At 57.3% G+C, this 24,104-nt stretch carries 23 protein-coding genes; 13 read left to right on the top strand and 10 right to left on the bottom strand.

Annotation, left to right across the window (positions count from 1 at the left end; all coding sequences use genetic code 11):
* Positions 1-2: 2 nt before the first annotated feature.
* The 7 genes from RBB44_RS06875 (at position 3) to RBB44_RS06845 (ending at position 6,687) form a co-directional block, all read left to right on the top strand.
* The gene (locus RBB44_RS06875; protein WP_306146653.1) at positions 3-548 is read left to right on the top strand and encodes an ATP-binding protein; all 546 of its coding nucleotides are present in this window, start codon (positions 3-5) and stop codon (positions 546-548) included.
* A 31-nt stretch (positions 549-579) separates the two neighbouring features.
* Complete coding sequence (locus RBB44_RS06870) at positions 580-918, top strand: STAS domain-containing protein (RefSeq protein WP_055671004.1); 339 nt, start codon at positions 580-582, stop codon at positions 916-918.
* Positions 919-993: 75 nt separating this feature from the next.
* On the top strand, positions 994-1,371 hold the full coding sequence (locus tag RBB44_RS06865; RefSeq protein ID WP_209177453.1) for a hypothetical protein: 378 nt from the start codon (positions 994-996) through the stop codon (positions 1,369-1,371).
* Between the two features lie 181 nt (positions 1,372-1,552).
* Positions 1,553-2,416, top strand: coding sequence for a MurR/RpiR family transcriptional regulator (locus RBB44_RS06860; RefSeq protein WP_306146652.1), 864 nt, complete (start codon positions 1,553-1,555; stop codon positions 2,414-2,416).
* 52 nt (positions 2,417-2,468) lie between these two features.
* On the top strand, positions 2,469-3,437 hold the full coding sequence (locus tag RBB44_RS06855) for a TAXI family TRAP transporter solute-binding subunit (protein WP_208326741.1): 969 nt from the start codon (positions 2,469-2,471) through the stop codon (positions 3,435-3,437).
* Between the two features lie 182 nt (positions 3,438-3,619).
* On the top strand, positions 3,620-6,259 hold the full coding sequence (locus tag RBB44_RS06850) for a TRAP transporter permease (protein WP_306146651.1): 2,640 nt from the start codon (positions 3,620-3,622) through the stop codon (positions 6,257-6,259).
* Positions 6,256-6,687 (top strand): universal stress protein, encoded by a 432-nt coding sequence (locus RBB44_RS06845; protein WP_133950761.1) that lies wholly within the window; start codon positions 6,256-6,258, stop codon positions 6,685-6,687. The genes RBB44_RS06850 and RBB44_RS06845 overlap by 4 nt, the downstream gene beginning before the upstream one ends.
* Before the next feature lie 50 nt (positions 6,688-6,737).
* On the opposite strand, the gene RBB44_RS06840 is transcribed toward RBB44_RS06845, so the two are convergent.
* The gene (locus RBB44_RS06840) at positions 6,738-7,514 is read right to left on the bottom strand and encodes a DUF3108 domain-containing protein (RefSeq protein WP_306146650.1); all 777 of its coding nucleotides are present in this window, start codon (positions 7,512-7,514) and stop codon (positions 6,738-6,740) included.
* A 294-nt stretch (positions 7,515-7,808) separates the two neighbouring features.
* Between RBB44_RS06840 and yghU the strand changes: the two genes are divergently transcribed.
* On the top strand, positions 7,809-8,684 hold the full coding sequence (gene yghU / locus RBB44_RS06835) for a glutathione-dependent disulfide-bond oxidoreductase (protein WP_306146649.1): 876 nt from the start codon (positions 7,809-7,811) through the stop codon (positions 8,682-8,684).
* A gap of 112 nt (positions 8,685-8,796) precedes the next feature.
* On the opposite strand, the gene RBB44_RS06830 is transcribed toward yghU, so the two are convergent.
* Both RBB44_RS06830 and RBB44_RS06825 read right to left on the bottom strand, forming a co-directional pair.
* Positions 8,797-9,783: a GlxA family transcriptional regulator gene (locus RBB44_RS06830; RefSeq protein WP_306146648.1), complete on the bottom strand. Its 987-nt coding sequence runs from the start codon at positions 9,781-9,783 to the stop codon at positions 8,797-8,799.
* A 199-nt stretch (positions 9,784-9,982) separates the two neighbouring features.
* Complete coding sequence (locus tag RBB44_RS06825) at positions 9,983-10,639, bottom strand: GntR family transcriptional regulator (RefSeq protein WP_306146647.1); 657 nt, start codon at positions 10,637-10,639, stop codon at positions 9,983-9,985.
* Positions 10,640-10,778: 139 nt separating this feature from the next.
* On the opposite strand from RBB44_RS06825, the gene dctP reads away from it, so the two are divergent.
* The 5 genes from dctP (at position 10,779) to RBB44_RS06800 (ending at position 16,477) form a co-directional block, all read left to right on the top strand.
* Positions 10,779-11,765, top strand: coding sequence for a TRAP transporter substrate-binding protein DctP (dctP, locus tag RBB44_RS06820; RefSeq protein WP_208326742.1), 987 nt, complete (start codon positions 10,779-10,781; stop codon positions 11,763-11,765).
* A gap of 69 nt (positions 11,766-11,834) precedes the next feature.
* Positions 11,835-12,383 carry a TRAP transporter small permease gene (locus tag RBB44_RS06815; RefSeq protein ID WP_306146646.1) on the top strand — a complete coding sequence of 183 codons (549 nt, stop codon included), beginning with the start codon at positions 11,835-11,837 and terminating at the stop codon, positions 12,381-12,383.
* Complete coding sequence (locus RBB44_RS06810) at positions 12,383-13,699, top strand: TRAP transporter large permease (RefSeq protein WP_133950773.1); 1,317 nt, start codon at positions 12,383-12,385, stop codon at positions 13,697-13,699. The genes RBB44_RS06815 and RBB44_RS06810 overlap by 1 nt, the downstream gene beginning before the upstream one ends.
* Positions 13,696-14,973 carry a malonyl-CoA decarboxylase gene (locus tag RBB44_RS06805; RefSeq protein ID WP_306146644.1) on the top strand — a complete coding sequence of 426 codons (1,278 nt, stop codon included), beginning with the start codon at positions 13,696-13,698 and terminating at the stop codon, positions 14,971-14,973. The genes RBB44_RS06810 and RBB44_RS06805 overlap by 4 nt, the downstream gene beginning before the upstream one ends.
* On the top strand, positions 14,954-16,477 hold the full coding sequence (locus RBB44_RS06800) for a malonyl-CoA synthase (RefSeq protein ID WP_306146643.1): 1,524 nt from the start codon (positions 14,954-14,956) through the stop codon (positions 16,475-16,477). Before RBB44_RS06805 ends, RBB44_RS06800 begins: the two co-directional genes overlap by 20 nt.
* A 54-nt stretch (positions 16,478-16,531) precedes the next feature.
* Here RBB44_RS06800 and RBB44_RS06795 read toward each other — a convergent pair whose 3' ends face one another.
* The 7 genes from RBB44_RS06795 to RBB44_RS06765 form a co-directional block, all read right to left on the bottom strand.
* A complete protein-coding gene (locus RBB44_RS06795) occupies positions 16,532-17,326 on the bottom strand; it encodes an IclR family transcriptional regulator (protein WP_133950779.1) in 795 nt (264 codons plus the stop codon).
* Positions 17,327-17,409: 83 nt separating this feature from the next.
* A complete protein-coding gene (locus RBB44_RS06790) occupies positions 17,410-18,750 on the bottom strand; it encodes a TRAP transporter large permease (RefSeq protein WP_133950781.1) in 1,341 nt (446 codons plus the stop codon).
* A gap of 50 nt (positions 18,751-18,800) precedes the next feature.
* On the bottom strand, positions 18,801-19,298 hold the full coding sequence (locus RBB44_RS06785; RefSeq protein WP_306146641.1) for a TRAP transporter small permease: 498 nt from the start codon (positions 19,296-19,298) through the stop codon (positions 18,801-18,803).
* Positions 19,299-19,359: 61 nt separating this feature from the next.
* The gene (locus RBB44_RS06780) at positions 19,360-20,427 is read right to left on the bottom strand and encodes a C4-dicarboxylate TRAP transporter substrate-binding protein (RefSeq protein ID WP_306146639.1); all 1,068 of its coding nucleotides are present in this window, start codon (positions 20,425-20,427) and stop codon (positions 19,360-19,362) included.
* Between the two features lie 172 nt (positions 20,428-20,599).
* Positions 20,600-22,120, bottom strand: a complete 1,521-nt coding sequence (locus tag RBB44_RS06775) for a class I adenylate-forming enzyme family protein (protein ID WP_306146637.1) — start codon at positions 22,118-22,120, stop codon at positions 20,600-20,602.
* A 61-nt stretch (positions 22,121-22,181) separates the two neighbouring features.
* A complete protein-coding gene (locus RBB44_RS06770) occupies positions 22,182-22,964 on the bottom strand; it encodes an oxepin-CoA hydrolase, alternative type (RefSeq protein ID WP_306146636.1) in 783 nt (260 codons plus the stop codon).
* A 3-nt stretch (positions 22,965-22,967) separates the two neighbouring features.
* Complete coding sequence (locus RBB44_RS06765) at positions 22,968-24,101, bottom strand: acyl-CoA dehydrogenase family protein (protein ID WP_306146635.1); 1,134 nt, start codon at positions 24,099-24,101, stop codon at positions 22,968-22,970.
* Between the last annotated feature and the right edge of the window lie 3 nt (positions 24,102-24,104).

Here is a 24,104-nt window from a genome sequence, read left to right as displayed (position 1 = left end):
CTATGACAGTGACTTTCGGACACGCCGAGCTGACGAATGGGCCGTCAGCAACCACGCTCCACATCACCCTCGCCGCAGAACCGCTGGAGCTGAGCTGGCAACACTGCGGAACAACCTCCGATTTTCTTGGCGATTATTTTGCAAAATGCTGTGAAAAGGGGGTCGATCAGGTCGACGCCCGACACAGCATCGGCTACTTGCTGAACGAAATATTGGAGAATGCAGTGAAGTTCCGCCACGATGGCAACATCGAGATCAGCTGCTCACTGGACGGAAATCATTTCGAATCCGAGATTTCCAATGTGATCGATCCGGCCACGGCGGAGAAGTTTCAGGAGCTTTTGACGGAAATCCTGGCACGAGACCCGGGCGAACTTCTTCTGGAACGCATTGAAGCCAACGCGACCGATCTAGACTCCTCCGGGTCCGGACTTGGGCTTTTGACGCTTATGAGCGATTATGATGCAAAACTCGGCTGGCGCTTCACGCCGGATGCCAGTAATGGTTCGGTCAACTTGAAAACTGTAGCTGCGCTGACATTCTCCTGAGCGCGTACATAATTCCGAGGGAACGATTAGAATGGAAATCAGCACCAACGACTACCGTGTCTGGGCAGAAGGGTCGAAGATCCATTATGAAGGCACGATGCGTCTGTCTGGTACGGAGGCGTATGCGCCAATCCTGGAACTCATGAACAATGTGCTCGATTCCAAACCGGAAGAAATCGTACTTGACCTGACCGGTCTGGAATTCCTCAACAGTTCCGGCATCAACCTCCTTGCAAAGTTCACCATCGAGATCCGCAAGCAACCGGAAATCGGTGTGCGTGTTCTCGGCTCCAAAGCCATTCCGTGGCAGTCCAAGTCCCTGCGTAACCTTCAGCGTCTGCACAAGTCTCTCGAGCTGCAAATCAACTGACGGCTGCACATCGCAGCGGCCGGGAAATCGGACATGATCAGCGGACGCCACATTCCCGCAAAAGGAAAAGCCCTCATGGCACTCTTGTGCCTGGGGCTTGCCGCATGCCAGACCTCGACAAATCCCGAATTCAAAAGCACTTATGTCGGCAAACCGTCGGCAGACTTCTTTCTCAAATACGGCCCGCCCTCGGACGTGATTGCCTATGATGCAATCCCGAAAGGAGCCGATCCGATCAACTATCCGGGCGGAGATCCCAAGGAGCTCGTTTACTATTGGTCGTCCATCAACGAGCGAACCTATACGGAAAAGAAGAACCCGAAGCCGCTGAAAGACGAATGCAATCTGGCGATCCTAACGCGGGCTGACGGCAAAATCCTCAGAATGGAAGTCCAGAGTACTTCCATGCCGCTTGAGAAGGTGAAGGCGTACTGCGAGACCATCGTCGAGTAGCCGGCACCTGCCCACTGCGATTTCCCATTACAGTTCCTATGTTTCAACACCCTTTTACCGGTCCCGAAGCGCGCTGTGTCACCTTACGTGACCCGACTTATCTCCTATGCAAAATTTCGAATACGACGAAACAATTGTTTCAGAAATTGACAATCAAAAAAACAAATGAAACAGTGCGCGCATGACATCTGCGCGACCACAAATCCGGGCTGCCATCACAGCAAATTACGCTGATCTCAGCGAGACCTTGCGGACGGCCGCAGATTACCTTGCAGACAACCAGCTTGAAATCGCAACGCGCAGCCTGCGGGCGATCGCTGCCGCTAGCGGTGTCTCCCCTGCCAGCTATACCCGGCTCGCGCGGGCCATCGGTTTTACCGACTACGAAGCCTTACGCGAACAGGCGCGGATGGAACTGAGCCAGCGCGGCAGCAGTTTTCAGGACAAGGCCCGGCAGCTTCGAAACGAGGCGGATCAGCCCTTGTTGCCCCGTCAGGCGGCTGCCTGTGTTGACAACATCAAGGCGCTCATCGACGACATTGATCCGGTTCGGTTGGAACAGGTTGTTGACTGCCTGTCAAAAGCGCGCAGGACTGTTGTTGTCGGCGCGCTCGCTTCGGCCGGATTTGCCGACTACTTCGCGTATCTCGCCAACTGGTTCAATGATCGCTGGATCGTGGCAGGGCGCAATGGCGCGTCCCTGGGCGGTGCACTTGCAAGTCTGACCAAGGACGATTGCATCGTGATCGTGTCTAAACACCCGTATGCCCATCGCTCGGTTAGGGCAGCGGAACTTGCAGCAGAAAACGGTGCGAAAGTCATCGTTCTGACCGACAGTCATGCGTTTCCAGGGTTGCAATTCGCAGACCATCACTTCATTCAGCGCACTGAAAGTCCACACTTTTTCTCATCTTACGCGGCCACGCTCGTTCTCATTGAGACCATTACGGGCATGCTGGTCGCGCGAGCCGGTTCCGAGGCGGAAGCCCGGATCCAAAATGTCGACAGGCACAATCGCTTGCTCGATGAACTTGAAAATGTCTAGGGTGGTTGGACCGCTCTGGAACAAAAACTGAAATAGAGGGAAGCCTAGTCAAATGATGATGAAACTGAACCTTGCAGGTGCTGTTCTTGCGACCAGCATCGCCTTCACCGGCGCAGCTGCCGCGGAAGAATTCATCACCATCGGCACCGGCGGTGTCACAGGTGTTTATTACCCGACCGGTGGCGCAATCTGCCGCCTGGTGAACCGGGATCGCAAAGACCACGGCATCCGCTGCTCGGTCGAATCCACTGGTGGTTCTGTGTACAACATCAACACCATCCGTGAAGGCGAGCTGGAGTTTGGTGTTGCCCAGTCTGACTGGCAGTTCCATGCCTACAACGGCACATCCAAGTTCGAAGACAAAGGTCCGTTCGAAGAGCTGCGCGCCGTGTTCTCCGTACACCCGGAGCCGTTCACTGTTGTGGCTCGCGCAGATTCCGGCATCAAAACTTTTGATGACCTGAAGGGCAAGCGCGTCAACATCGGTAACCCGGGTTCCGGTCAGCGCGGAACCATGGAAGTCCTGATGGAAGCCAAAGGCTGGACTGCGGACGATTTTGCGCTCGCAACCGAGCTGAAAGCTGCCGAGCAGTCCGCAGCTCTGTGTGACAACCAGATCGACGCAATGGTCTATACCGTTGGTCACCCGTCCGGTTCCATCCAGGAAGCCACCACAGCTTGTGACTCCGTACTTGTGACCGTTGGCGGCGACGCTGTCGACAAGCTGGTTGCTGACAACAGCTACTACCGCACCGCCACCATCCCAGGCGGCATGTACCGCGGCAACGATGCTGACACCGGTACCTTCGGTGTAGGCGCAACCTTCGTGACCTCTTCCAACGTGTCTGAAGACACTGTTTACACCCTGGTCAAGTCGGTCTTCGAAAACTTCGATGCCTTCAAGAAGCTGCACCCGGCATTCGCCAACCTGAAGCCGGAAGAAATGGCTCAGGACGGTCTGTCCGCTCCGCTGCATCCAGGTGCTGCGAAGTACTACAAAGAAAAAGGCTGGATCAACTAATCCAACCTTCTGAAACATTGGCCCGGGGGCAAGCTCCCGGGCCTTTTGTCAGCACAGCCATTCCACACAGAAGATCGCGTGCTGTTTTCAAAACATGTCTTTGTCCAGAGCAGCTCCGCTCATAGGATCTTGGGAATTATCGGACCGGCAAATTGGGGGCCGGACAAACGGGGGAACATTTGATGTCTGAAGAGTATCAGGCGAACAAGAAGGCCGGGTCGAGTGGCCTGTCTGAGGAAGAGCTTCAGGAACTGGTCGCAGCGTCCGATTCCGGCTCGCGGAACCCTGCCGGCCCGATTGGGCTCTTTCTGGCAGCTGTCGCTTTGGCATGGTCCGCTTTCCAGGTTCTTCTTGCGTCTCCCCTCGCCAACTATGTTCTGCCCAGCGACCTGATCAACAACAGCCGCCAGGTCCACCTTGCCTTTGCCATCTTCCTCGCCTTCATGGCCTACCCGGCTCTGAAAAGCAGCCCGCGCCATCACATCCCGATCCAGGATTGGGTCCTTGCCCTGTCTGGTGCGTTTCTCGCGCTCTACGGCCTCTTCTTTTATGAGAAAATCGTCAACAACGGCGGCCTCGCCGACGATGTCGACAAATGGTTTGCGCTCGCAGGTATCCTGATCCTGTTTGAAGCTGCACGCCGGACCCTGGGTCCTGCGATGGCCATCGTCGCCACCGTCTTCCTCCTTTATGTCTTTTTCGGTTCCTCCCAATGGGTCCCGGAAGTCATGCGCTGGAAAGGCGCATCGCTGCAAAAGGCGATGAGCCATATGTGGATCACGTCGGAGGGTGTCTTCGGGATTGCCCTTGGCGTCTCCACCAAGTTCGTATTCCTGTTTGTTCTATTCGGCGCCTTGCTCGATAAAGCGGGCGCGGGCAACTACTTCATCAAGATGGCCTTTGCAGCGCTCGGCCACCTGAAAGGCGGCCCGGCCAAGGCGGCCGTCGTGGGGTCAGCCGCAACGGGCCTCATCTCAGGTTCGTCGATTGCAAACGTTGTTACCACCGGCACATTCACCATTCCGCTGATGAAGCGGGTTGGCTTTACCAATGAACAGGCCGGTTCCGTTGAAGTTGCGTCGTCCGTGAACGGACAGATCATGCCACCTGTCATGGGTGCTGCCGCCTTCCTGATGGTGGAATATGTCGGCATTTCCTATGTCGAAGTGATCACCCACGCATTCCTGCCGGCGGTCATTTCCTACATCGCATTGGTCTACATCGTGCACCTGGAAGCGGTGAAGCGGAACATGCCGACCATCGGCCATAAAACCGTGTCCACCTTGCGTACCGTCCTGGGCATGTTCTTCTTCTTCGCAGGCTTTGCTGCGCTTTGCTACGGCATCAAGTTCCCGATCGGCTGGATTACGGCACTGGTGCCGGATGGCGCCAGCTGGATCCTCGCAGTTCTTGTTTTCGTAGCCTACCTCGTGCTTCTGAAGCTTGCCGCAAGCGTTGACGACCTGCACCCGGATGATCCCAATGCCAAGGACATCGTCCTTCCGGAGATCGCCGACATCTACAAGTCCGGCCTTTACTACCTCCTGCCGATCGTTGTGCTTGTCTACTTCCTCATGATTGAGCAGAAGTCTCCGGGCCTCTCCGCGTTCTGGGCAACCACTCTGCTCTTCGTCATCCTTCTGACCCAGCGGCCGATCAAGGCGATCTTCCGCGGTGAAAACAAGATGGTCGAAGAGTTCAAGGAAGGCGTAGTTGATCTTGCGAAGGGCATGATCGATGGGGCCCGCAATATGATCGGCATCGGCCTTGCCACCGCAACCGCCGGCATCATCGTCGGCACCGTGACTTTGACCGGGATCGGCCAGGTGATGGCCGACCTCGTCGAGCTGGTCTCTGGCGGCAATCTTGTTCTGATGCTGGCCTTTGTCGGTCTTCTCTCGCTGGTCCTCGGCATGGGACTTCCGACCACGGCGAACTACATCGTGGTGTCCTCGCTGATGGCCGGTGTTGTTGTTGAACTCGGCGCCCAATCCGGCCTGATCGTGCCGCTCATTGCGGTTCACCTGTTCGTCTTCTACTTCGGCATCATGGCGGATGTGACACCCCCGGTGGGTCTCGCGTCTTTTGCTGCGGCCGCGGTGTCGGGTGGTGATGCGATCAAGACCGGCTTTACGGCGTTCTTCTATTCGCTCAGAACCGTCGCCCTGCCGTTCGTCTTCATCTTCAACACAGATCTGCTTCTGATCGACGTTGGCTGGGGACAGGGCATTTTGATCTTCATAATGGCAACGATAGCCATATTGGCCTTCACGGCCGGAACCATGGGCTATTTCGTCACCCGCTCGCGCATCTATGAGAGCATCGCTCTGGTGCTTGTTGCTTTCATCCTGTTCCGTCCGGACTTCTTCATGAACCGGATCCAGCCTCCGTTCGAAATTGTTCAACCGACCAGTTTTGTTGAGGCCGTTGGCGAGGCTAACCCAGGCGATGAGATCCGCATCACCGTGAACGGCCCTGATTTCGATACAGGATCACAGGCGGAAACGACCTTCATCCTGACCGTCGGTGATGAGCCGGATGCAGAAGCCCGCCTGTCCGCTGTTGGTCTGACCGTCTTTGATGAAGACGGCGTGATGAAAATGGATGAACCCTTCCCGGGCACACCGTTCTTCGAAACACTCGGCAACTTCGATTTCTACGGCGATGACCCGGTCCAGATCGCAAAAGCCCAAGTGTCTCTTGAGCAAATGCCGAAGGAGCTGATCTACATCCCGGGCCTTCTCCTGCTTGGTCTGATCTATCTGCTCCAACGCCCGCGGGCCCGTGTCGAGCGCAAGGAAATGGAAGGAGTTCCGGCATGAACAAGACCATCCTTTGCGCCGTTGACATCACGCATCCGGAAGACCGTGAGGTCCTTCAAACGGCCGATAAGCTCGCCCGGCTCGACAATGCGCAGCTCGACGTGATCACCGTGGTGCCGAATTTTGGCGTGACACTTGTGAGCTCTTATTTCGATGAGAACTTCCAGGATCAGATCGTCAACGAGACACAGGAAAAGCTCACCGACATTGTCGGCAGTGTCTTGGGCGAAGAGCGCAACAAGGAGATCCGTCACGTTGTGGCGACGGGCTCTATCTACGAAGAGATCCTGGAGCTGGCCAAACGCACCAACACGGATCTGATCGTGATTGGCGCCCATAAACCACAGCTGCGTGAGTTCCTGCTCGGCCCGAACGCAGCCCGCGTCGTCCGGCATTCCAAGTGTTCGGTCTACGTCGTCAGGGTCTGATCTGACGGTGCAACTACAAACAAAGGGCCGGAATTTCCGGCCCTTTCTCTTTAATTCAACTTCTTGAAGCGGACGTTCTGGATGTTGAGCGGCCCAACGGGCGTCATCAGGCTGGCTCTGTAAAGCAGAAGATACGGTTTTCCGGGCACCTCGGCCAAGTGGATTTCCATTGAGGTATTGGCTTCCAATTGCTGGATGGTCCTCCGGTTCGGCCGGTGGCCAGCAATCGCCTTATACCGCGCAGAGCACGTGAGGACGCCACCGGAGTAGCCCTTCCGGCCTCCGCGTTTTTGATACTTTGTCTTGTAGTCGAGCACGAGGTCGTAGCGGTCACGGCCGTCGTAAATCGGGATAGTACGCTTGCAGCTGTCCGGGTGCAGGCCCTTCGGAGCTGGCAACAAAACCGCAGTCAGGGGATCAATGACGCCGCGCTTGTGTGCATCTGTCACCTTGATCCGCTCGTTCATCCGGTCCTGGGCTGGGTGGATCTTTGTTCCCGTGACAGCGCCATTCGCCATCGAGAGCGAAACAGTATTCGGTTTGCCATCCTCTTCGGCCTGCATCGAAAACGAAGCGGGACTCAACCCTTGCGGCGATACAGAACCCGTTGCGAGCACATTGCCGGATCCATCAGACACGAAATTGCCGAAGGCTGCCATCTTGCCCTGCCCGTGGATCTTGTAGGATTGATCCTGAAGATCGACGGAAAGCGCGCCCTCGCCGATCTTCAGCCCCGTCAGCGAGATGTCGTATTTCACATAGAGGCTGCTCGCCTCGACCGGCATGGCAACAAGGCAAAGTGCTGCGGCAAGTGATTTCAGGTGCATCGGGCTCCCCTTCGTTCCGGCTCCTCGTCATTTCTAAAAAAGTGATTGCCCGATGAATTGGGCGCCAGTACGGAGAGTTGGTTCATCTGGCATTCATGTTGCCAGCGCTCCGCGATACACCTGATCGTTCAAAGAACGTTGCACAACGTTCCAAAGATAAGCGGATTTGGAAAGGATGCTGTTGCATTACCTCCGCTGGCGCCTATCTGATCGTAATAATGCGATGACTTGAGATATCACACCGTTTCGTCGCGACGAGATCGACCAATATCCGGTTCTGGAGACATTGACCAAATGAGCGATACGACCACTTACACCCCGCCGAAAGTCTGGACCTGGGAGCAGCCGAGCGGCGGCCAGTTCGCCAGCATCAACCGGCCGGTCTCCGGTTCCACGCATGAGAAGGAATTGCCGGTTGGCAAACATCCTTTGCAGCTCTATTCGCTTGCCACTCCGAACGGCGTCAAGGTCACCTTGATGCTGGAGGAACTGCTCGCCCTCGGGCATAAGGGCGCAGAATATGACGCCTGGCTGATCAAGATTGGCGACGGCGATCAGTTCGGAAGCGGCTTTGTTAGCGCAAACCCCAATTCCAAGATCCCGGCCCTGGTCGATCGCAGCACGCCTGCCAAAACCCGCGTCTTCGAATCTGCGTCAATCCTGATGTACCTCGCCGAGAAATTTGGTGAATTCCTGCCGGCAGAAGGCCCTGAGCGGACAGAAACCCTCAACTGGCTGTTTTGGCAGATGGGCTCTGCGCCCTATCTCGGCGGCGGCTTCGGTCACTTCTACGCCTATGCGCCGGAGAAATTCCAGTATCCGATCGACCGCTTCTCCATGGAGGCCAAGCGGCAGCTGGACGTGCTGGACAAGGCGCTCGCCGAGCGGCCCTTCATTGCGGGCGAAAACTATTCCATCGCCGATATGGCAATCTGGCCGTGGTACGGCGGGCTGGTTCTAGGCCGTCTTTACAGTGCAGCGGAATTCCTCTCCGTCCATGAATACAAGAACCTCGTTGCCTGGGCTGAAAAGATTGACGCCCGTCCGGCAGCAATCCGCGGGCGCATGGTCAACCGGGTCTTTGGAGACGAAAGCGGTCAGCTCGCTGAACGGCACGATGCCTCCGACATTGACGCGCAGTTGGAGATTGCCAAGGCCGCCGCTGAATAAACGGCTTTAGAGGCGATTTGCAAAAAGGCGGCTCAAACGGGCCGCCTTTTTCTTATCCGAACAAAACCAACCGGGATCAAACGGCGGCAGCTTAACCAGAGCACCATAGAAGCTATCGCATCCTTTTGCGGCGCTGCGTCGGTGTCTCTCCATATTCCGCTTTGTAGGCGAGCGAAAAGGATCCCGCGGAGCCAAACCCGCATGAAAGCGCGATCTCGATCTGTTGCAGATGGGTCTCCACGACGAGCGCATGCGCCTTCTTCAAGCGAATTTTCTTATAGAGTTTCGACGGTGTCGTGTTGAAGTAGACTGTAAACAACCGCTCCAGGTGACGCGTTGACAGGCCGACTTCCTTAGCGACGTCTGCAAGACGTAGAGGCTGTTCGATGTTGGCCTCCATGAGCCGCAGGGCATTCTGCAAGCGCTTTTCAAAGTAACTGGAGCTGTAACTGCTGCCTTTGGGCTGTTCCGATGAGAACCCCCGGACGCGATCCAGCACAAGCAAACTGGCGATCTCAGCACACTGCCGCCGGTCCAATTGACCTTCCAGGACGCCGATCATCGCTTCGAGCGTATGACCGTGACCGGCGCAGGTCAGGACAGTGCCATGTGTTTCCACCAGACTGTCTGTCAGTTTCGGATACGAGCCCACTTCCTGCAACAGAGACACGTCACGCCAGTGCGCGGTCGTTGGCGCATCGAGGTTATTGACCGACCTCACATATTGGCGGGACGCATCCGATAGGAGAATGACCCTTCTTTGCAATTGTTGCATCGCCCGCAGACGAGCCAGCCATGCTTCCGGATTGCTGGTCCGGCCGCAGATGACGACCAGACAATCGCACAAATACTGGCCGCTGATGGCGGGAGCGGCACGGACAATCAAATCTGAGCTGCTTGTTACCAGACCTGGTTCGTCAGATATGATTTTCCAGGAATAAACGTCATTGTTGAGAATATCATTTGCTGTTCGCAGTACTGTGGTAACCGCCGAAAGTTCCAGGTCCGAAAACCCGGGCTGAACAAAGATCTCAAAAACGACCTGTTCGCTCTCTTCGAACATCGCGTCTTTAGTTGGAACTTCAGCTCTCTTGTTCATGTGATTGATGCTAGCAACTCAAGCCAAATCATTTCGGTCTTCAGATTATTCATCTACATCAAAGCAAGGACCGTCCGAAGTACTTTATTTCGGGAGTTCAGCGTTTCCCAACCTGCATCGCTGCTTCGCAGACAGCTTGAGGGCCCAAATCGGCACGTTCGGCCAAAGCCACACAGATCAATTTCGAACTTGATCTCACTTATTCAGCTGCGTGTTTCAGGCTGGCCATCAGATGGTGGAATTTCTCGCCCTGAACCGCGACGTGGCCCCGGATGGCTGCAGCTGCGCCCTCGCCATCCCCTTTTTCCAATGCAGTCACAATGGACTTATGTTCAGACATGGATTGCGGTAAACGCCCTCTTGCCCTGAGCTGCATGCGGCGGAAGGGTTGAAGGCGCCGGTAAAGCCGGAGGCATTCCTGCTCCAGAAAACCGTTGCCGGACTGCCGGTACAAAATGGCGTGGAAGCGTTCGTTTTCCAGATAATAACCATCCGTGTCCTGGGCAGCGACCGCCTCATCACAGCGCGCATTGGCGGCATGAAGGTCCGACAAGGCTTGATCCGTGATGCGGCTTGCGGCGAGACGCGCGCAGACAGCTTCCAATTCGGCCATCACTTCAAACATTTCCAGAAGCTCGACCGGACCCGGTTGGCGCACAAAGACACCACGCCGGGGGATCTGTTCCACAAGACCGGACTGCGAGAGACGCTGCAAAGCTTCCCGGACCGGGGTGCGTGAGACTTCAAACCGCTCGGCGAGCTGGACTTCATCCAAACGCGCGCCATCTTTGTAAGTGCCCTCTAAAATGAGGCCCTCCAATTCGTCGGCGATCAGATCTGCACGTTTCCTTTCCATGCCGCTGACATAAACACACCTATTCCCTGCACGCAATAATTTCCATCTTGTATACAAAAAATTTGACGGAGAATACATTCGGTGCAAGGATACCTTCCGAGCTTGACCAAACGTCACACGCTCTTTGGGAGGAACAACAATGACCATGAAACTGACATCTGCCGTTGCAGCTGCCGCGCTGCTCGGTTCGGCTTTTGCCGCCAATGCCACGGAACTGCGCCTGTCGCACCAGTGGTCCACCAGCGATGTGCGCCACAAGGTGGCGGAAATCGTCGCCAATGAAGTTGCCGCTGCCGACGTCGATCTTGAAATCAAGATCTTCCCGTCAAAGTCCCTGTTCAAACCGCGCGAGCAGTACAAGCCGCTCAGCCGCGGTCAGCTCGACATGACCGTATTCCCGCTGAGCTATGCCGGCGGCCAGCAGCCCGCCTATAACCTCACCCTGATGCCGGGTCTGGTGAAGAACCACGATCACGCAGCCCGTCTCAACGAAAGCCCGTTCATGGGCAAGATCGAAGAGATCATGGCAGGTGACGACGTGATGGTTCTGGTTCACGGCTATCTCGCTGGCGGCTTTGTCGGCAAAGACAAATGCATCACCGCCCCGGAACACGTGAAGGGGCAACAGACCCGTGCAGCGGGTAAGGCATTTGAACAAATGCTGGCAGGTGCCGGTGCCTCCATTGCGTCCATGGCTTCGTCTGAAATCTACAACGCCATGCAGACCGGCGTTCTGACAGCTGCGAACACCTCGTCCTCATCCTTCGTCAGCTATCGGATCTACGAGCAGGTCAAGTGCTACACACCGGCCAGCGACTTCGCTCTTTGGTTCATGTATCAGCCGCTCTTGATGAACAAATCCACCTATGACGGCCTGAACGATGCTCAAAAAGCCGCACTGCAAGCAGGTGCCGCAAAGGCTGAGGCGTTCTATCTGGAGGAAGCCAAGAAGCAGGATGCGGCGTCTGCCGATATCTTTGCAGAAAATGGCGTTGAAATCGCGCAAATGAGCCAGGAAGAGTTCGACGCTTGGCGGGCCCTTGCGCAAGAAACCTCCTACAAGGCCTTCATCGAGCAAACCCCGGGCGGCCAGGAGCTCCTGGATATGGCTTTGTCGGTCCAATAAGTCTTTGACCGGGGCGGTGTCACACCGCCCCGCCTCTCGCTACCCTTTTTCTTTTTTCGGGAGTTCCCCATGGCGGGTCACAGCTCGGCAGCCGTTGCGCGTGCCGGTAACAACCCCTTTTTGCGCGCTGTCGCGGGCATTTCGACCGTTGCAGGCTGGTGCTCGGCAGCCATGATTGTCGCCGCCGTTGCGATCACCTGCCAGATGATTTTTGTCCGGTTCGTGTTGAACGGATCGACGGTCTGGCAAACGGAAGCGGTCATCTATCTGGTGATTGCCGCCACGCTTGTCGGCTTGCCTTATGTCCAGCGGTTGCGCGGCCACGTCAATGTGGATCTGGTGCCCCTGTCCCTGCCGCCACGGGCTCGCTTTTTCCTCGCGCTGATAACCCTCTCGCTGTCGATCCTGATTGTCGGGATCATGCTGTTTTATGGCTTTGAATACTGGCACTTTGCCTGGGACCGCGGCTGGCGCTCAGACACGGTGTGGGGCGTCCGGCTTTGGATCCCGTACCTATCCTTGCCCGTTGGATTCGGCCTGCTTCTTTTGCAGCTGATTGCCGATCTGGTCGCCGTCATCACCCGGGTTGATCGCCCGTTTGGCCTGGAGGACGCATAATGGATCCGCTTCTCCTCGGCGCATTGGTCGCCTTCTTCACCATCTTCGTCCTGTTTTCCGGTGTCTCGGTCGCGCTGGGGCTTCTGATTGTCTCAGCCGGGTTCCTGATCATCTTCGACGGCATGCGGTCCCTGGAACTGATGCCGGAAATCCTGTTCGGCAAGCTCGACAACTTTGCGCTGCTCTCAATCCCGATGTTTATCATCATGGGCGCTTCAATCGCGTCCACGCGCGCTGGTGCCGACCTTTATGAAGCGCTGGAACGGTGGCTCACCCGCGTCCCCGGCGGGCTGGTCGTCTCCAACCTTGGTGCCTGCGCGCTGTTTGCCGCCATGTCCGGGTCCAGCCCGGCAACGTGTGCGGCAATTGGCAAGATGGGCATTCCCGAAATGCGCAAGCGCGGCTATCCGGACGGCGTTGCGGCCGGGTCGATCGCAGCTGGCGGAACACTTGGCATCCTGATCCCGCCATCGGTTACGATGATCGTGTACGGCATTGCGACAGAAACCTCGATTGGACGCCTGTTTCTTGCTGGTGTCATTCCGGGCCTTCTGCTGGTCGGCCTCTTCATGGCATGGTCGCTCTATTCCACTTGGCGCTCCGGAGATGCCTCTGTCCTGAGTGCCGGCAGCTACACCTGGAAGCAGCGTTTTGAGATCCTGCCTCGGGTCCTGCCCTTCCTCGCGATCATCGTCGGCGTGCTCTATGCCATGTATGGCGGCATTGCGACGCCGTCGGAAACAGCGGCGGTCGGCGCGCTGATGTGCCTGATCATCGCAATGGTGATCTACAAACTCTGGAACCCGGGAGATCTTTGGGTTGTCCTGCGCGACAGCACCAAGGAGAGCGTGATGATCCTGTTCATCATCGCAGCGGCTGGCGTGTTTTCCTATATGCTGTCCTCACTGTTCATCACGCAGGCGATTGCCGAGTGGATCGGCACCTTGGATGTGAACCGCTGGGTGCTGATGGGCGCAGTCAACATCTTCCTGCTGATTGCCGGTTTCTTCCTGCCGCCGGTTGCCGTGATCCTGATGGCGGCCCCGATCCTGTTGCCGATCATCACAACGGCCGGATTTGATCCGATCTGGTTTGCAGTTGTCCTGACGATCAACATGGAGATAGGCTTGATATCGCCGCCGGTCGGCCTCAACTTGTATGTCATCAATGGCATTGCACCGGATATCTCGCTGAAGACCATTCTAAAGGGTTCCTTGCCCTTTGTGGGATGTATGGTCGTCGCGATCATCCTGTTATGCATCTTCCCAGGACTGGCAACATGGTTGCCGGATGCTGTGATGGGACCAACACGATGACCCTATTGGCTGATCTGCTGTCTTCAATCTTTGACCGCCGGTACCGGACGTTTCTTCCCGGAAGCTCCGACAACCGGCCCATGGAGGAACTCACCGCCGCGCTTTTAGGTGCGTCGGGTGAGGTTTCGGGCAGCACCATCGCCCGGATCATCCTCGACCGGTATGAAACTGCGGAGGAAGACGAAAAACTATCCTTTTTCCGGCACTTGGCCGAAGACATGGCCGTCTCACCTCAGGACCTTCGCGCAGCACTTGAGACCTATGAAAAGGGCCAAACGAAAACCAGCTACGAAACCTTGGTCCGTGCCGCCGAACCACGCCGGCAGGAGCTGATCCGCCGGCTCAACCAGGTGCCGGACGCCACCCGGTCCTTGGTTGCCATGCGCGCCGATCTCCTGCGCTTCAGCAAAGAGGACGACGCCCTACAGGCGCTCAATGTCGACTTCGGGCATCTGTTTGCCAGCTGGTTCAACAGAGGGTTCCTTGTGCTCAGACCGATCAATTGGGAAAGCCCGGCCAATATCCTTGAAAAGATCATTGAATATGAAGCGGTGCACGCCATCGACAGCTGGGATGATCTGAGACGGCGCCTGCAGCCCGCCGACCGGCGCTGCTTCGCCTTCTTCCACCCCACCATGCCGGACGAACCACTGATCTTTGTGGAAGTCGCTCTCACAAAAGGTGTTCCCTCATCTATCCAAGCGCTGTTGAGCGAAGAACGGGAGCATATCGAGGCAGAAGACGCGAATACGGCGGTTTTCTATTCTATCTCGAACTGCCAGAAGGGACTGGCCGGGATTTCCTTTGGCAACTCCCTGATCAAACAGGTTGCCGCAGATCTTTCCCTGGAGCTGCCGGGCCTCAAAACCTTCGTGACGCTGTCGCCAATTCCAGGTTTCCGCAATTGGATCGAGAAAAACGATCTGGGCCCGCTTCCCGACGATCCGAAGCAGCTCAAGGCGCTCGCGGCCCATTATCTGATCGCAGCCAAGCGCCGGAACGGATTGCCGCTTGATCCAGTGGCCCGCTTCCATCTCGGCAACGGCGCGCAGGTCTATCAAGTTCATGCGGACGCCGACCTTTCTGAAAAGGGTCAACAGCAATCCGCCGGCGTGATGGTCAACTACCTTTACAATCTGTCGAAGGTCTCGCAAAACCACGAGCGCTTCGCCACCTCCCATGAAATTGCGGCCTCTTCGGATATCAAGTCGCTCAGCGCGGCCGCTGAAAAAACACTCAACAGGAGCCCGACCGATGGCCAACCCGCTCTTTGATCAGCTGTTCGGCAAACACGCCGGCAAGACGACGCCTTTTCTGCATCTGGCAAGCGGGGCCACCCTCACGCACGCCGACTTCCTGGGACAAGCGGCGCAGATTGCTCATGCTTTGACAGAGTTCGGATTGAAGTCGGGCGACCGGCTCGCAGCCCAGATTGAAAAGTCACCCGAGGCACTAGCGCTCTATGCGGCCTGTGCGCAGGCCGGTGTGATCTTCCTGCCACTCAACACGGCCTACACCGTTGATGAGCTGACCTATTTCATTGAGAACAGCGGCGCCGCACTCGTCGTTTGCGATGCGCGTAGCGAAGCCGCTCTTACGCCGATCGCAACCGGCCTTGGAGCCAAACTCGCAACGCTCAATGCCGATGGCTCCGGGTCTTTGACCGAGACTGCGAAAGCCAAGCCGGCCACCTTCGATGTTGTCGACCGGTCCGCCGATGACCTGGCAGCCTTTCTCTACACTTCCGGCACGACTGGGCGCTCCAAAGGCGCGATGCTGACCCAGGCGAACCTCCTCTCGAACGCTGAAACACTGACGGACTACTGGAAGTTCTCCGACACGGATGTGCTCCTGCACGCCCTGCCGATCTTCCACACCCACGGTTTGTTCGTTGCGACCAATGTGATGCTCGCAGCCGGCGGTTCCATGATCTTCCTACCGAAGTTCGATCTGGACGCCATGATCGCCAATCTGCCGAAGGCGACATCGATGATGGGTGTTCCGACGTTCTATACCCGGCTGCTGGACGATGACCGGTTCACCAAGGACCTGACCAGCCACATGCGCCTTTTCATCTCCGGAAGCGCACCGCTCTTGGCTGAGACCCATGTGCGATTTGAAGAGCGCACCGGGCACCGGATCCTGGAACGCTATGGCATGACAGAAACCAACATGAACACGTCGAACCCTTATGACGGCGAGCGGCGTGCAGGAACCGTGGGTTTTCCCCTTCCCGGCGTGGACCTCAAGATCACCAATCCGGAAAGCGGCGCCACCCTGCCTGACGGTGAGGTCGGTCAGATTGAGGTCCGGGGCGCAAACGTGTTCAAGGGCTATTGGCAAATGCCGGAGAAAACGGCTGCGGAACTCCGGGACAACGGATTCTTCATCACCGGCGATCTCGGCAAGGTCGACGCCGACGGCTACGTTCACATCGTTGGCCGGAACAAGGATCTGATCATCTCCGGCGGCTACAACATCTATCCGAAGGAAATCGAGCTGATCCTAGACGAACAACCCGGCGTGCTGGAAAGTGCTGTTATCGGAGTACCGCATGCCGATTTCGGTGAGACCGTCGTCGGTTTGATTGTCCCGGAGCCCGGTACAAATCCCGATCTTGATGCCATTCAGGCAGCCGTGAGTGACGGCCTTGCCCGCTTCAAGCACCCACGGAAGCTCATCGTTGTCGACAGTCTGCCGCGCAACACCATGGGCAAGGTGCAAAAGAACATTTTGCGGGACACCTACGCGGATCTATTTGCGCCGGTAGCCGGATAAATCCCAGAAATCAATGACTGCCTGCCTCCCCTGCTCCGGCACGGGAGGCAGCTGCTAGACGGGCAGCAGCAGCGAATAATGCTGGCCGGTTATCCCGCGCAGCTCCTCGACCGCACCGGCGAGTTTCGGCCCGACGCTTTCTTTCATCCTTGCAACGGTGAGGACATCGGCCGCAGCGCCGCTCAAGAACGTGACCGGCTCGCTGAATTCTGACGGGCGGTACGGCGTGGCCAGAGCGTTGATCGAGGCGGAGAACCGGTCATCGCCAGTCAAGTACATGTACCCATTCGCCAGCAGATGGTCCTGTGATTTGACGGACAAGGACCGGCACTCAGCAGCCTGATCCCCAGGCAAGAGTGCCACCAGCTTACGCCGCTCCTCATCGGTCAGAGCTCCCAGATAGGCGGCTCCTGTCGACGATTTCAGGACCGGCATCCGGTACCCGACATTCAGCCAGATCGTTGCTGAGTTTTCCGGCCGCCAGGTTTTCACCATCAGCATCTCGCCGTCGTCCTGAATGGCAACGCCGATCAGTGTCTTTGTGTCGTTGGCGAGCTTCTGCATGATCGGCGTTGCCGTTTCGATAAACCCGAAGGCGGCCGCCGCAATGTTGCCAAGTGCCAGCGCCGATGGGCCAAGGCGGTATTTATCGTGATGGCGACCGTGCGTGAGGTAGCCCAAAGCGCACAAGGTGAAAGTCAAGCGCGACACTGTCGAACGCGGCAAGCCTGTGCGCTCGGATATCTCAAGGTTCCCAAGCCCGTTGTCCGTGGGGCGGAAAACTCTGAGCACGCTCAGACCGCGGGCCAGAGTATTCGCGTAGCGTTTGTCATCCTTAAGATCGGGCATATTTTATCGCTTTATTGATGTCCCACTTTGTATCTATCCAATACCTCTTGGCCTTTGCATAGCCCAGATCCGAAAACTCCACGTTACTTCACAGCTTCTGACAGGAAGAGTGAAATGGCAGGAAAGCTGACGATCAGTGCAAGCACGACCAGGTCTACAGCCAGGAAGCGCCAGATGCCGGCGAATATCGTCCCAACCGGAGCTTCCTTGCCAACCACGTTGGCCAAAACAAAGACGTTCAAACCGACTGGCGGTGTGATCAATCCGATCTCCAGCAGTTTGACCACGACAACGCCAAACCAAATAAGGTCCATGCCGTTTGCTTCAACCAGCGGGATCATCAGCGGCAGGGTGAGCACCATGATGCCGATCGGATCAAGGAACATGCCGAGAAGGATGTAGACCAGGCAGATGCAGAAGAGCAGCATGGCCGGGCTGAGCTGCGCCTCGGACACGGCCTGAACCAGAGCCGGGGCAATGCCCGTGAGCGCAATGGCGGAAACAAAGATCTTGGCCGCTGCAGCAACGATGAAAAGCGAAGACGTCTGAATGACGGTATCGCGCACCGCATGCCACAGATCCGGCAGGCTCAACCGGCGTTGCATGAAGCCGATGGCGGTCGTGACCACCACGCTGACTGCTGCAGCGGCGGTTGCGGTAAAGAAGCCGCCGTAGATCCCGACAACAATAATCAGAAAGATAAGCGCTGCCGGCCAGGCTTCCTTGGCGGCCTGAATCTTCTCTTCCCGGCTGGCCGGAGCTTCCTTTGCCGGAGCCACCTTCGGATCCATGGCAATCCAGACGGCAATCACCAAAAGAAAGCCAAGAAGCGTGAGAATGCCGGGCAGAACACCGGCGACAAACAGCTTGCTGACCGAGGTTTCGGTGAAGATTGCGTAGATGATAAAGAGGACGCTCGGCGGGATCAAAGACCCGAGGGTGCCGCCGGCAGCGACGCTTGACGTTGCAAGCTTTGGGTCGTAGCCGAGCCGCAACATCTCAGGCGTACAGATCTTCCCCATGGTCGAGGCACAGGCAACAGAGGACCCGCTGATTGCGGAAAACCCGCCACAGCCGATCACGGACGCCATGGCGACCCCGCCACGCAATTGCACCAGCCAGACCCGCGCAGAATTGTAGACAGCCGTCGTGATCCCGGCTTTGTAGGCGATGTTCCCCAGCGCCACAAACAGCGGGATCATCGACAGATCGAAAGAATGGATCAGGTCGAACGAATTGGAAAACACCATCGCCGACGTTGCCCGGAATGCCCGTTCCGGCATGAAGGTGCCCGTGCGCAGGGCAAAAATCATAAAGGCAGCGGCCGTTGCAACACCGATCAACGCAAAAGCGATCGGCACGCGCATCGCCAGCAGGATGAGCATGAAGGCAAACGCAATCAAGCCAATGGTTGCCGGATCCATAAACACATTCCTTGAAAGTATTGAGTGTCAGACTGAAAATTGAAGCTGGCTTAGTGGGTGCCGGTGATGATCACACGCCCGCGGATTGCCGAAATCGCATCTCCGATCAGCATCAGCACCAACCGGATCCAGCAGAGAACGAGCCCCAGAACGAACGCCAAGCGGCCTGGCCACTGCGGCAGACCAAGATCACCGTAAAACGCATTGCCCGTCTGCCACTGATAGATGAATTCGTGGGCTGCAGACCAAATCAGCGGGATAAGCGCGACCGCACCGAAGGCCGCGCCAAAGACGACAAACCAGTTCACGACCCGGTCGGGCAGGAAATTGGTCACGAATTCCACGGCAATGTGAGACCGGCGGGCCGTTGCTGCGGCCAAGGGCATGACGATTGCCAGAACCATGAGTTCGCGGACAATGATGATCGTGTCCGGCACAGACGCATTGAAGGCGTTCAATGCAACGACATCTGCAAATATCAGCACTGCAAGCAGAATGGTCGCGGTCACTGCCACATCGACAAAAATCCGCTCCAACCGATCAAGCATCAGGTTCCCTCCCCGCTGAAGAAACCGGGGCGGTTGCCGCCCCGGCTGTTTGTCTGAGCGATCAGTTGCGCTCCCAAGGATATCCCTTCTCTTCGAACTCCTTGGTATAGTCGGCAACGGCTTCGGTGTAGGTCGCCATCAGCTTGTCAGCGTCGAACCCAACACTGTTTGCGTTTTCCTTCCACTCCTCAATGAACGGCTGGGTCGCAGCGTTCATGGCAGCACGGTCCTCAACGCTCAGCTCAAGCACCTTGATATCCCGCTCGAATTCGCCGGCTTTCATGGCTTCAAGCGCCTTGGCATTCCGGCTCATGACGATTTGGGCGAACTCGTCCGCCAGTTCTTCACCGGTCTGCAGCATGATCGATTGCTGCTCTTCACTCAGCGCATCGAACGACTGCTTGTTCATGAACATACCGAAGCCGCCGATCTGACCCCAGTTCAGGACCGTGAAGCTGTCGATCACTTCGTGCCACTTCAGAGCCGGGATGATGTAGGTATAGCCCTGACTGCAGTCGATCAGGCCATTGTTCAGCGCCTGATAAGCCTCATAGACACTGAGATTGACCATGGTGGCACCCATTTGGCCGAACACCTTGCCGTAGACACCGGCGCCGCGGATCCGCTTGCCCGCGATATCCTTCACCGAGGCGATTTCACCGCCCGTACAGGCCACGTTGACGTCTGATGCGGTAAAGGTCCCGATGTAGACCAAGTTTTTATCGGCCAGATGTTGGGTGATTTCCGGCGTATTGCGCATCAGTTTGTCTGTGGCCTTCAGGCCAACCCAGACATTCGGGCCGCTGATCGGCAGATCAGCGATGGAATAAGCAGCCATTTCTTTCTGGAAATAGGCCGAGATGATCGATCCGGCATCAGCAACACCAAACCCAATGGCATTGGCGGACGCATTCGCCTTGAACAGGGCGCCGCCAAACTGGATATCCAGTTTCATGTCACCGCCGGACAACTCACCGATCCGGTTGTTGAACCACTCCAGTGCCGTTGGAATGGTGCCGCGTGCAGGGCCTGCGTGGCCATAGAAAATCGTGGTTTCCGCAACGGCTGCGGACGCGCTCAGTCCTGTGGCAAGGACCGCTCCTGCGAGCAAAGACTTCAAAACTTTCATAGGGTCTCATCCTCCATCGACCTTAGATTATTCCACTATATGGAATTATTTTTCATTTGAAAGAATAAAGTGCATTCCCTCAAACTTGCCGTTCGCCGGACCGGTAAAACCCGGCAAACAGGCTGGTTTCTGTGACAATCTTCTTCGATCTACCCTTTGTGGTGCCTACGTTTTATGCAGGCTCAGCCAGGTCGTTCGCGAAGGTCTCGATCAGTTTGAATTTCAGGATTTTGCCGGTGGGCGCGGCCGGCAATTCATGGGCGATCACGATCTTGCTTGGCCTCTTGTAAGGCGCGAGCCGGTCGTGCAGGAACGCTTTCAGGTCCTCTTCGGTCACGGGGCTGCCTTTGGCAACCTTCACAAACGCCAGAACCTCTTCATTGCCTTCCACCGGACGCCCGACGACACCGGCAACAATCACCTCTGGATGGTCGGTCAAGATCCCCTCCACCTCCACCGGATAAACATTAAAGCCGGAGCGAATGATCAGCTCCTTGGACCGGCCAGCAATGTGCAGGCGGCCTTCGGCGTCGAACCGGCCAAGATCGCCTGTTTTGAAGAAACCGTCGGCCGTCATGACCTCCGCCGTCCGTTCCGGATCCCGGAAATACCCCTTCATGACTTGCGGGCCACCAAGAAGGATCTCGCCAATCCCCTTTTCCGGCTCTGCTCCCAGGGCCTCGAGATCCAGCCGAAGAACGCACTCGCCCATCGCCCGGCCCACACTGATATCCGGGTCGCCGATCTCGTTGAGAGTTGCACAGACACCAGCGGCGCCTTCCGTCAGGCCATAGCCGTTTTGAAGCGGAAGTCCGTAAAAGGCTTCAGCTTCCCGTTTCCAGGCTGGATCGAGCGGGGCTCCGCCGGACGACACGAACCTGAGATGGCCGGCATCGTATTTCGCCTTGTTGTGGGCCCGGGCGTAGTGAAACAAGTGGGCATGCATTTGCGGCACGCCGGGCAACAGCGTGACATCGGTTTGCAGGGCTTCATAAAGCCGTGCAACATCGAACCTTGGCTCAAGCCGCAATGTGGTTTGCGCGACAGCTGCCGACAGTAGAGCCACAAAGCCGTAAATGTGCGACAGGGGCAGCGCCAGATAAGTCACGTCGTTGTCACGGCGGCCGCGAAGTTTAACAGAGGCGAGCGCCGCACTGTTCAAGTTGCCGTGGGTCAGCATGGCGGCCTTCGGCGTTCCAGTCGTCCCGGAGGTGTAGAGCATCAGGGCCACCTGCTCCCGGCCGTCGGCAAAGACCGGCTCGGCTTCTGCCCCCTCCCGGCGCATCAGCGCTGCTTCACCAAAGCTGCCGGAAACTGTCTCCGCCCCGAAGTGTTCGGCATGGGCACAGGCTGTTTCAGACACATCCGTGCTGAACATGACGACGCTTGGATCACTGTGCGCAAAAATCCGCTCCAGCTCAACTTCGGTGAGGCGCGCGTTGATCGGCACTATGATGGCGTCCATACGGCTGGCGGCATAAAAGAACGCCGGAACCGAGACGCAGTTTTCGAAAACCATCACCAGGCGGTCACCGGCCTTCAGGCCGAATGAGCGCAAAAGGTCTTCGGCCTCGCCCGCTGCCGCCTTCAGCTCGGTCCAGGTAAATACCCTGTCGGCATAGTCGTGAATGGCAACGGTATCGCCACGTTTTGCGGCCGCATCATCCAGAAAATCATGAATGCGATTGTGCATTGCGTTTCCTCCCAGTCGCCGCTCTTCAGGCAGCGTTTGTCAGCCGTATATTGTCCGCCCCTCAGTCGCGAAACACCGGACGGGTTTTGTTCAAAATGGCCGCAATGCCCCGGCGGGCCTCCTCGCCTCCCAAAGCCTCAGCCATGGCATCTCGTTCTGAATCGAGTTGCGCATCCAGCGTTGCGGTCTCCGCGGAGGTCAAAAGCCCCTTAATGGCGGCCATGGCGTGCTCCGGACCGGCTGCGACTTTTGCGACCAGCGCCTGGGCCGCGGACAGCGCCCCCCCGGGATCCGCCAGCTCGGTCAAGACGCCCAAGTCATAGAGGCGCTCTGCAGTGAGCGGCGTTCCCAGCAAGGCCATTTTGGACACCGTGCCGCGCGGCAAGGCATTCATCAGCGCGTGGGTGACACCACCATCAGGAACCAAACCGGCCTTCACATAGGCGAGCGTAAACGTCGCCCCCTTGGCGCTGACGACCATGTCACAGGCAAGCGCGATGCTGAGCCCGGCACCGGCAGCGCCTCCCTCGACCGCACAGATGACGGGCTTGGGGCAGCTCCGGATTGCCCGGATCAGGTCGTGGAGCTTGCCAATCGCGGCCTTGCGCTCCTCGAGCGTCATATTGCGGCGTTCTTTCAAGAGGTTCAGATCGCCGCCGGAGCAGAAATAATCTCCCTCCCCGGTGAGCACCACAGCCGTGATCTCAGGCGTTTTCGCTGCTTCCGCCAATCCGTCCAGAAGACCGTCGTAATACTCCGGCGAGAGGGCATTGCGCCGGGCGGTGTTGGTGTTCCGCAGGACCAGATGGTCCGGATGTACTTCTTTCCGAAAGAGCCCGCTCATGGATCAGGCCGCGTTTAAGGAAATGAAGCGCTCCAGATGATGGTCCACATCCCCGAAGAGATGATCGATCATCACCATACGGCGGACGAAATGCGACAGGGCATATTCATCCGTCATCCCGATGCCGCCATGCATCTGGACCGCTTCCTCACCAACTAGGGCACTCGCGCGGCCAATCAGGTTCTTTGTTGCACTCACATGCCGTTCACGCAGAGCGCGCGGCGCGTCCAGATGGCCAGCCAGATTGATCACTGCGGAACGTGCCTGCTCCACCTCGATCAAGACATCCGCCATGCGGTGCTGCAGCGCCTGGAACTTGCCAATCGCAATGCCGAACTGCTTGCGCTCCTTCAGGTAATCGATGGTGAGTGCCTTCGCCGCTTCCATTGCACCGAGAGCCTCCGCGCTGACCGCGAGGGTTGCCCGCGCAACAGCTGCCTCGATCGCCCTGAAAGCTTCACCGGATGCACCTAGCCTTGCGCCTTCGTCCACGACCACATTTTCAAGGCGAATGGTAGCAGACGACGTGCCGTCTACATTCGGATGATCGACGATGGTCAACCCTTTTGCATCAGACGGAACAAGGAACAAGGAAATGCCGGAGTCGTCGAAATCTGCTCCGGCCTCACGGGCGGACACCACAAGCATACCGGCCTGCGCGCCGTTCAGCACATGCGCCTTCGTGCCGTTCAGCATGATCTGGCCGCCATCGGTTTTCGCCGATGCGGTGACATGATTGAGGTCGTACCGTGAGGCCGGTTCTGCATGGGCAAACGCCAGGAGGATCTCTCCCGCAATGACGCTGCCAATCAGCTCTTTCTGGCTATCCGTGCCAAGGTCTGCAATCAGGCTGCCGGCAAGGACGGCGTTGCCAAGGATCGGCTCGATGACACCGGCCCGGCCGAGCTCTTCAAAAACGACTGCGATGTCGAACCCGGCACCGCCGAGGCCGCCATCTTCTTCAGAGAACATCGCGCCCAGAACACCCAGTTCAGCCATCTCGGCATAAATCCCGGCATCATAGGCCTTGCCGGACGCGATCAGCTTGCGCCGCTCTTCGTGGCCATATTTCTCGCCCAAAAACTTCTGCAACATGTCGCGCAGCAAGCCGCGCTCTTCCGTCAGATTAAAGTCCATCTG

Source organism: Roseibium sp. MMSF_3247 (assembly GCF_030733765.1).
Lineage (GTDB): Bacteria > Pseudomonadota > Alphaproteobacteria > Rhizobiales > Stappiaceae > Roseibium.
Note: the sequence above shows the minus strand (reverse complement) of the source record. Positions and strands in the feature narration are given on the sequence as shown.

Coding starts and splice junctions, on each gene's coding strand:
- RBB44_RS06875 (WP_306146653.1), top strand. CDS start 3: ATGACAGTGACTTTCGGACACGCCGAGCTGACGAATGGGCCGTCAGCA.
- RBB44_RS06870 (WP_055671004.1), top strand. CDS start 580: ATGGAAATCAGCACCAACGACTACCGTGTCTGGGCAGAAGGGTCGAAG.
- RBB44_RS06865 (WP_209177453.1), top strand. CDS start 994: ATGGCACTCTTGTGCCTGGGGCTTGCCGCATGCCAGACCTCGACAAAT.
- RBB44_RS06860 (WP_306146652.1), top strand. CDS start 1,553: ATGACATCTGCGCGACCACAAATCCGGGCTGCCATCACAGCAAATTAC.
- RBB44_RS06855 (WP_208326741.1), top strand. CDS start 2,469: ATGATGATGAAACTGAACCTTGCAGGTGCTGTTCTTGCGACCAGCATC.
- RBB44_RS06850 (WP_306146651.1), top strand. CDS start 3,620: ATGTCTGAAGAGTATCAGGCGAACAAGAAGGCCGGGTCGAGTGGCCTG.
- RBB44_RS06845 (WP_133950761.1), top strand. CDS start 6,256: ATGAACAAGACCATCCTTTGCGCCGTTGACATCACGCATCCGGAAGAC.
- RBB44_RS06840 (WP_306146650.1), bottom strand. CDS start 7,514: ATGCACCTGAAATCACTTGCCGCAGCACTTTGCCTTGTTGCCATGCCG.
- yghU (WP_306146649.1), top strand. CDS start 7,809: ATGAGCGATACGACCACTTACACCCCGCCGAAAGTCTGGACCTGGGAG.
- RBB44_RS06830 (WP_306146648.1), bottom strand. CDS start 9,783: ATGAACAAGAGAGCTGAAGTTCCAACTAAAGACGCGATGTTCGAAGAG.
- RBB44_RS06825 (WP_306146647.1), bottom strand. CDS start 10,639: ATGGAAAGGAAACGTGCAGATCTGATCGCCGACGAATTGGAGGGCCTC.
- dctP (WP_208326742.1), top strand. CDS start 10,779: ATGACCATGAAACTGACATCTGCCGTTGCAGCTGCCGCGCTGCTCGGT.
- RBB44_RS06815 (WP_306146646.1), top strand. CDS start 11,835: ATGGCGGGTCACAGCTCGGCAGCCGTTGCGCGTGCCGGTAACAACCCC.
- RBB44_RS06810 (WP_133950773.1), top strand. CDS start 12,383: ATGGATCCGCTTCTCCTCGGCGCATTGGTCGCCTTCTTCACCATCTTC.
- RBB44_RS06805 (WP_306146644.1), top strand. CDS start 13,696: ATGACCCTATTGGCTGATCTGCTGTCTTCAATCTTTGACCGCCGGTAC.
- RBB44_RS06800 (WP_306146643.1), top strand. CDS start 14,954: ATGGCCAACCCGCTCTTTGATCAGCTGTTCGGCAAACACGCCGGCAAG.
- RBB44_RS06795 (WP_133950779.1), bottom strand. CDS start 17,326: ATGCCCGATCTTAAGGATGACAAACGCTACGCGAATACTCTGGCCCGC.
- RBB44_RS06790 (WP_133950781.1), bottom strand. CDS start 18,750: ATGGATCCGGCAACCATTGGCTTGATTGCGTTTGCCTTCATGCTCATC.
- RBB44_RS06785 (WP_306146641.1), bottom strand. CDS start 19,298: ATGCTTGATCGGTTGGAGCGGATTTTTGTCGATGTGGCAGTGACCGCG.
- RBB44_RS06780 (WP_306146639.1), bottom strand. CDS start 20,427: ATGAAAGTTTTGAAGTCTTTGCTCGCAGGAGCGGTCCTTGCCACAGGA.
- RBB44_RS06775 (WP_306146637.1), bottom strand. CDS start 22,120: ATGCACAATCGCATTCATGATTTTCTGGATGATGCGGCCGCAAAACGT.
- RBB44_RS06770 (WP_306146636.1), bottom strand. CDS start 22,964: ATGAGCGGGCTCTTTCGGAAAGAAGTACATCCGGACCATCTGGTCCTG.
- RBB44_RS06765 (WP_306146635.1), bottom strand. CDS start 24,101: ATGGACTTTAATCTGACGGAAGAGCGCGGCTTGCTGCGCGACATGTTG.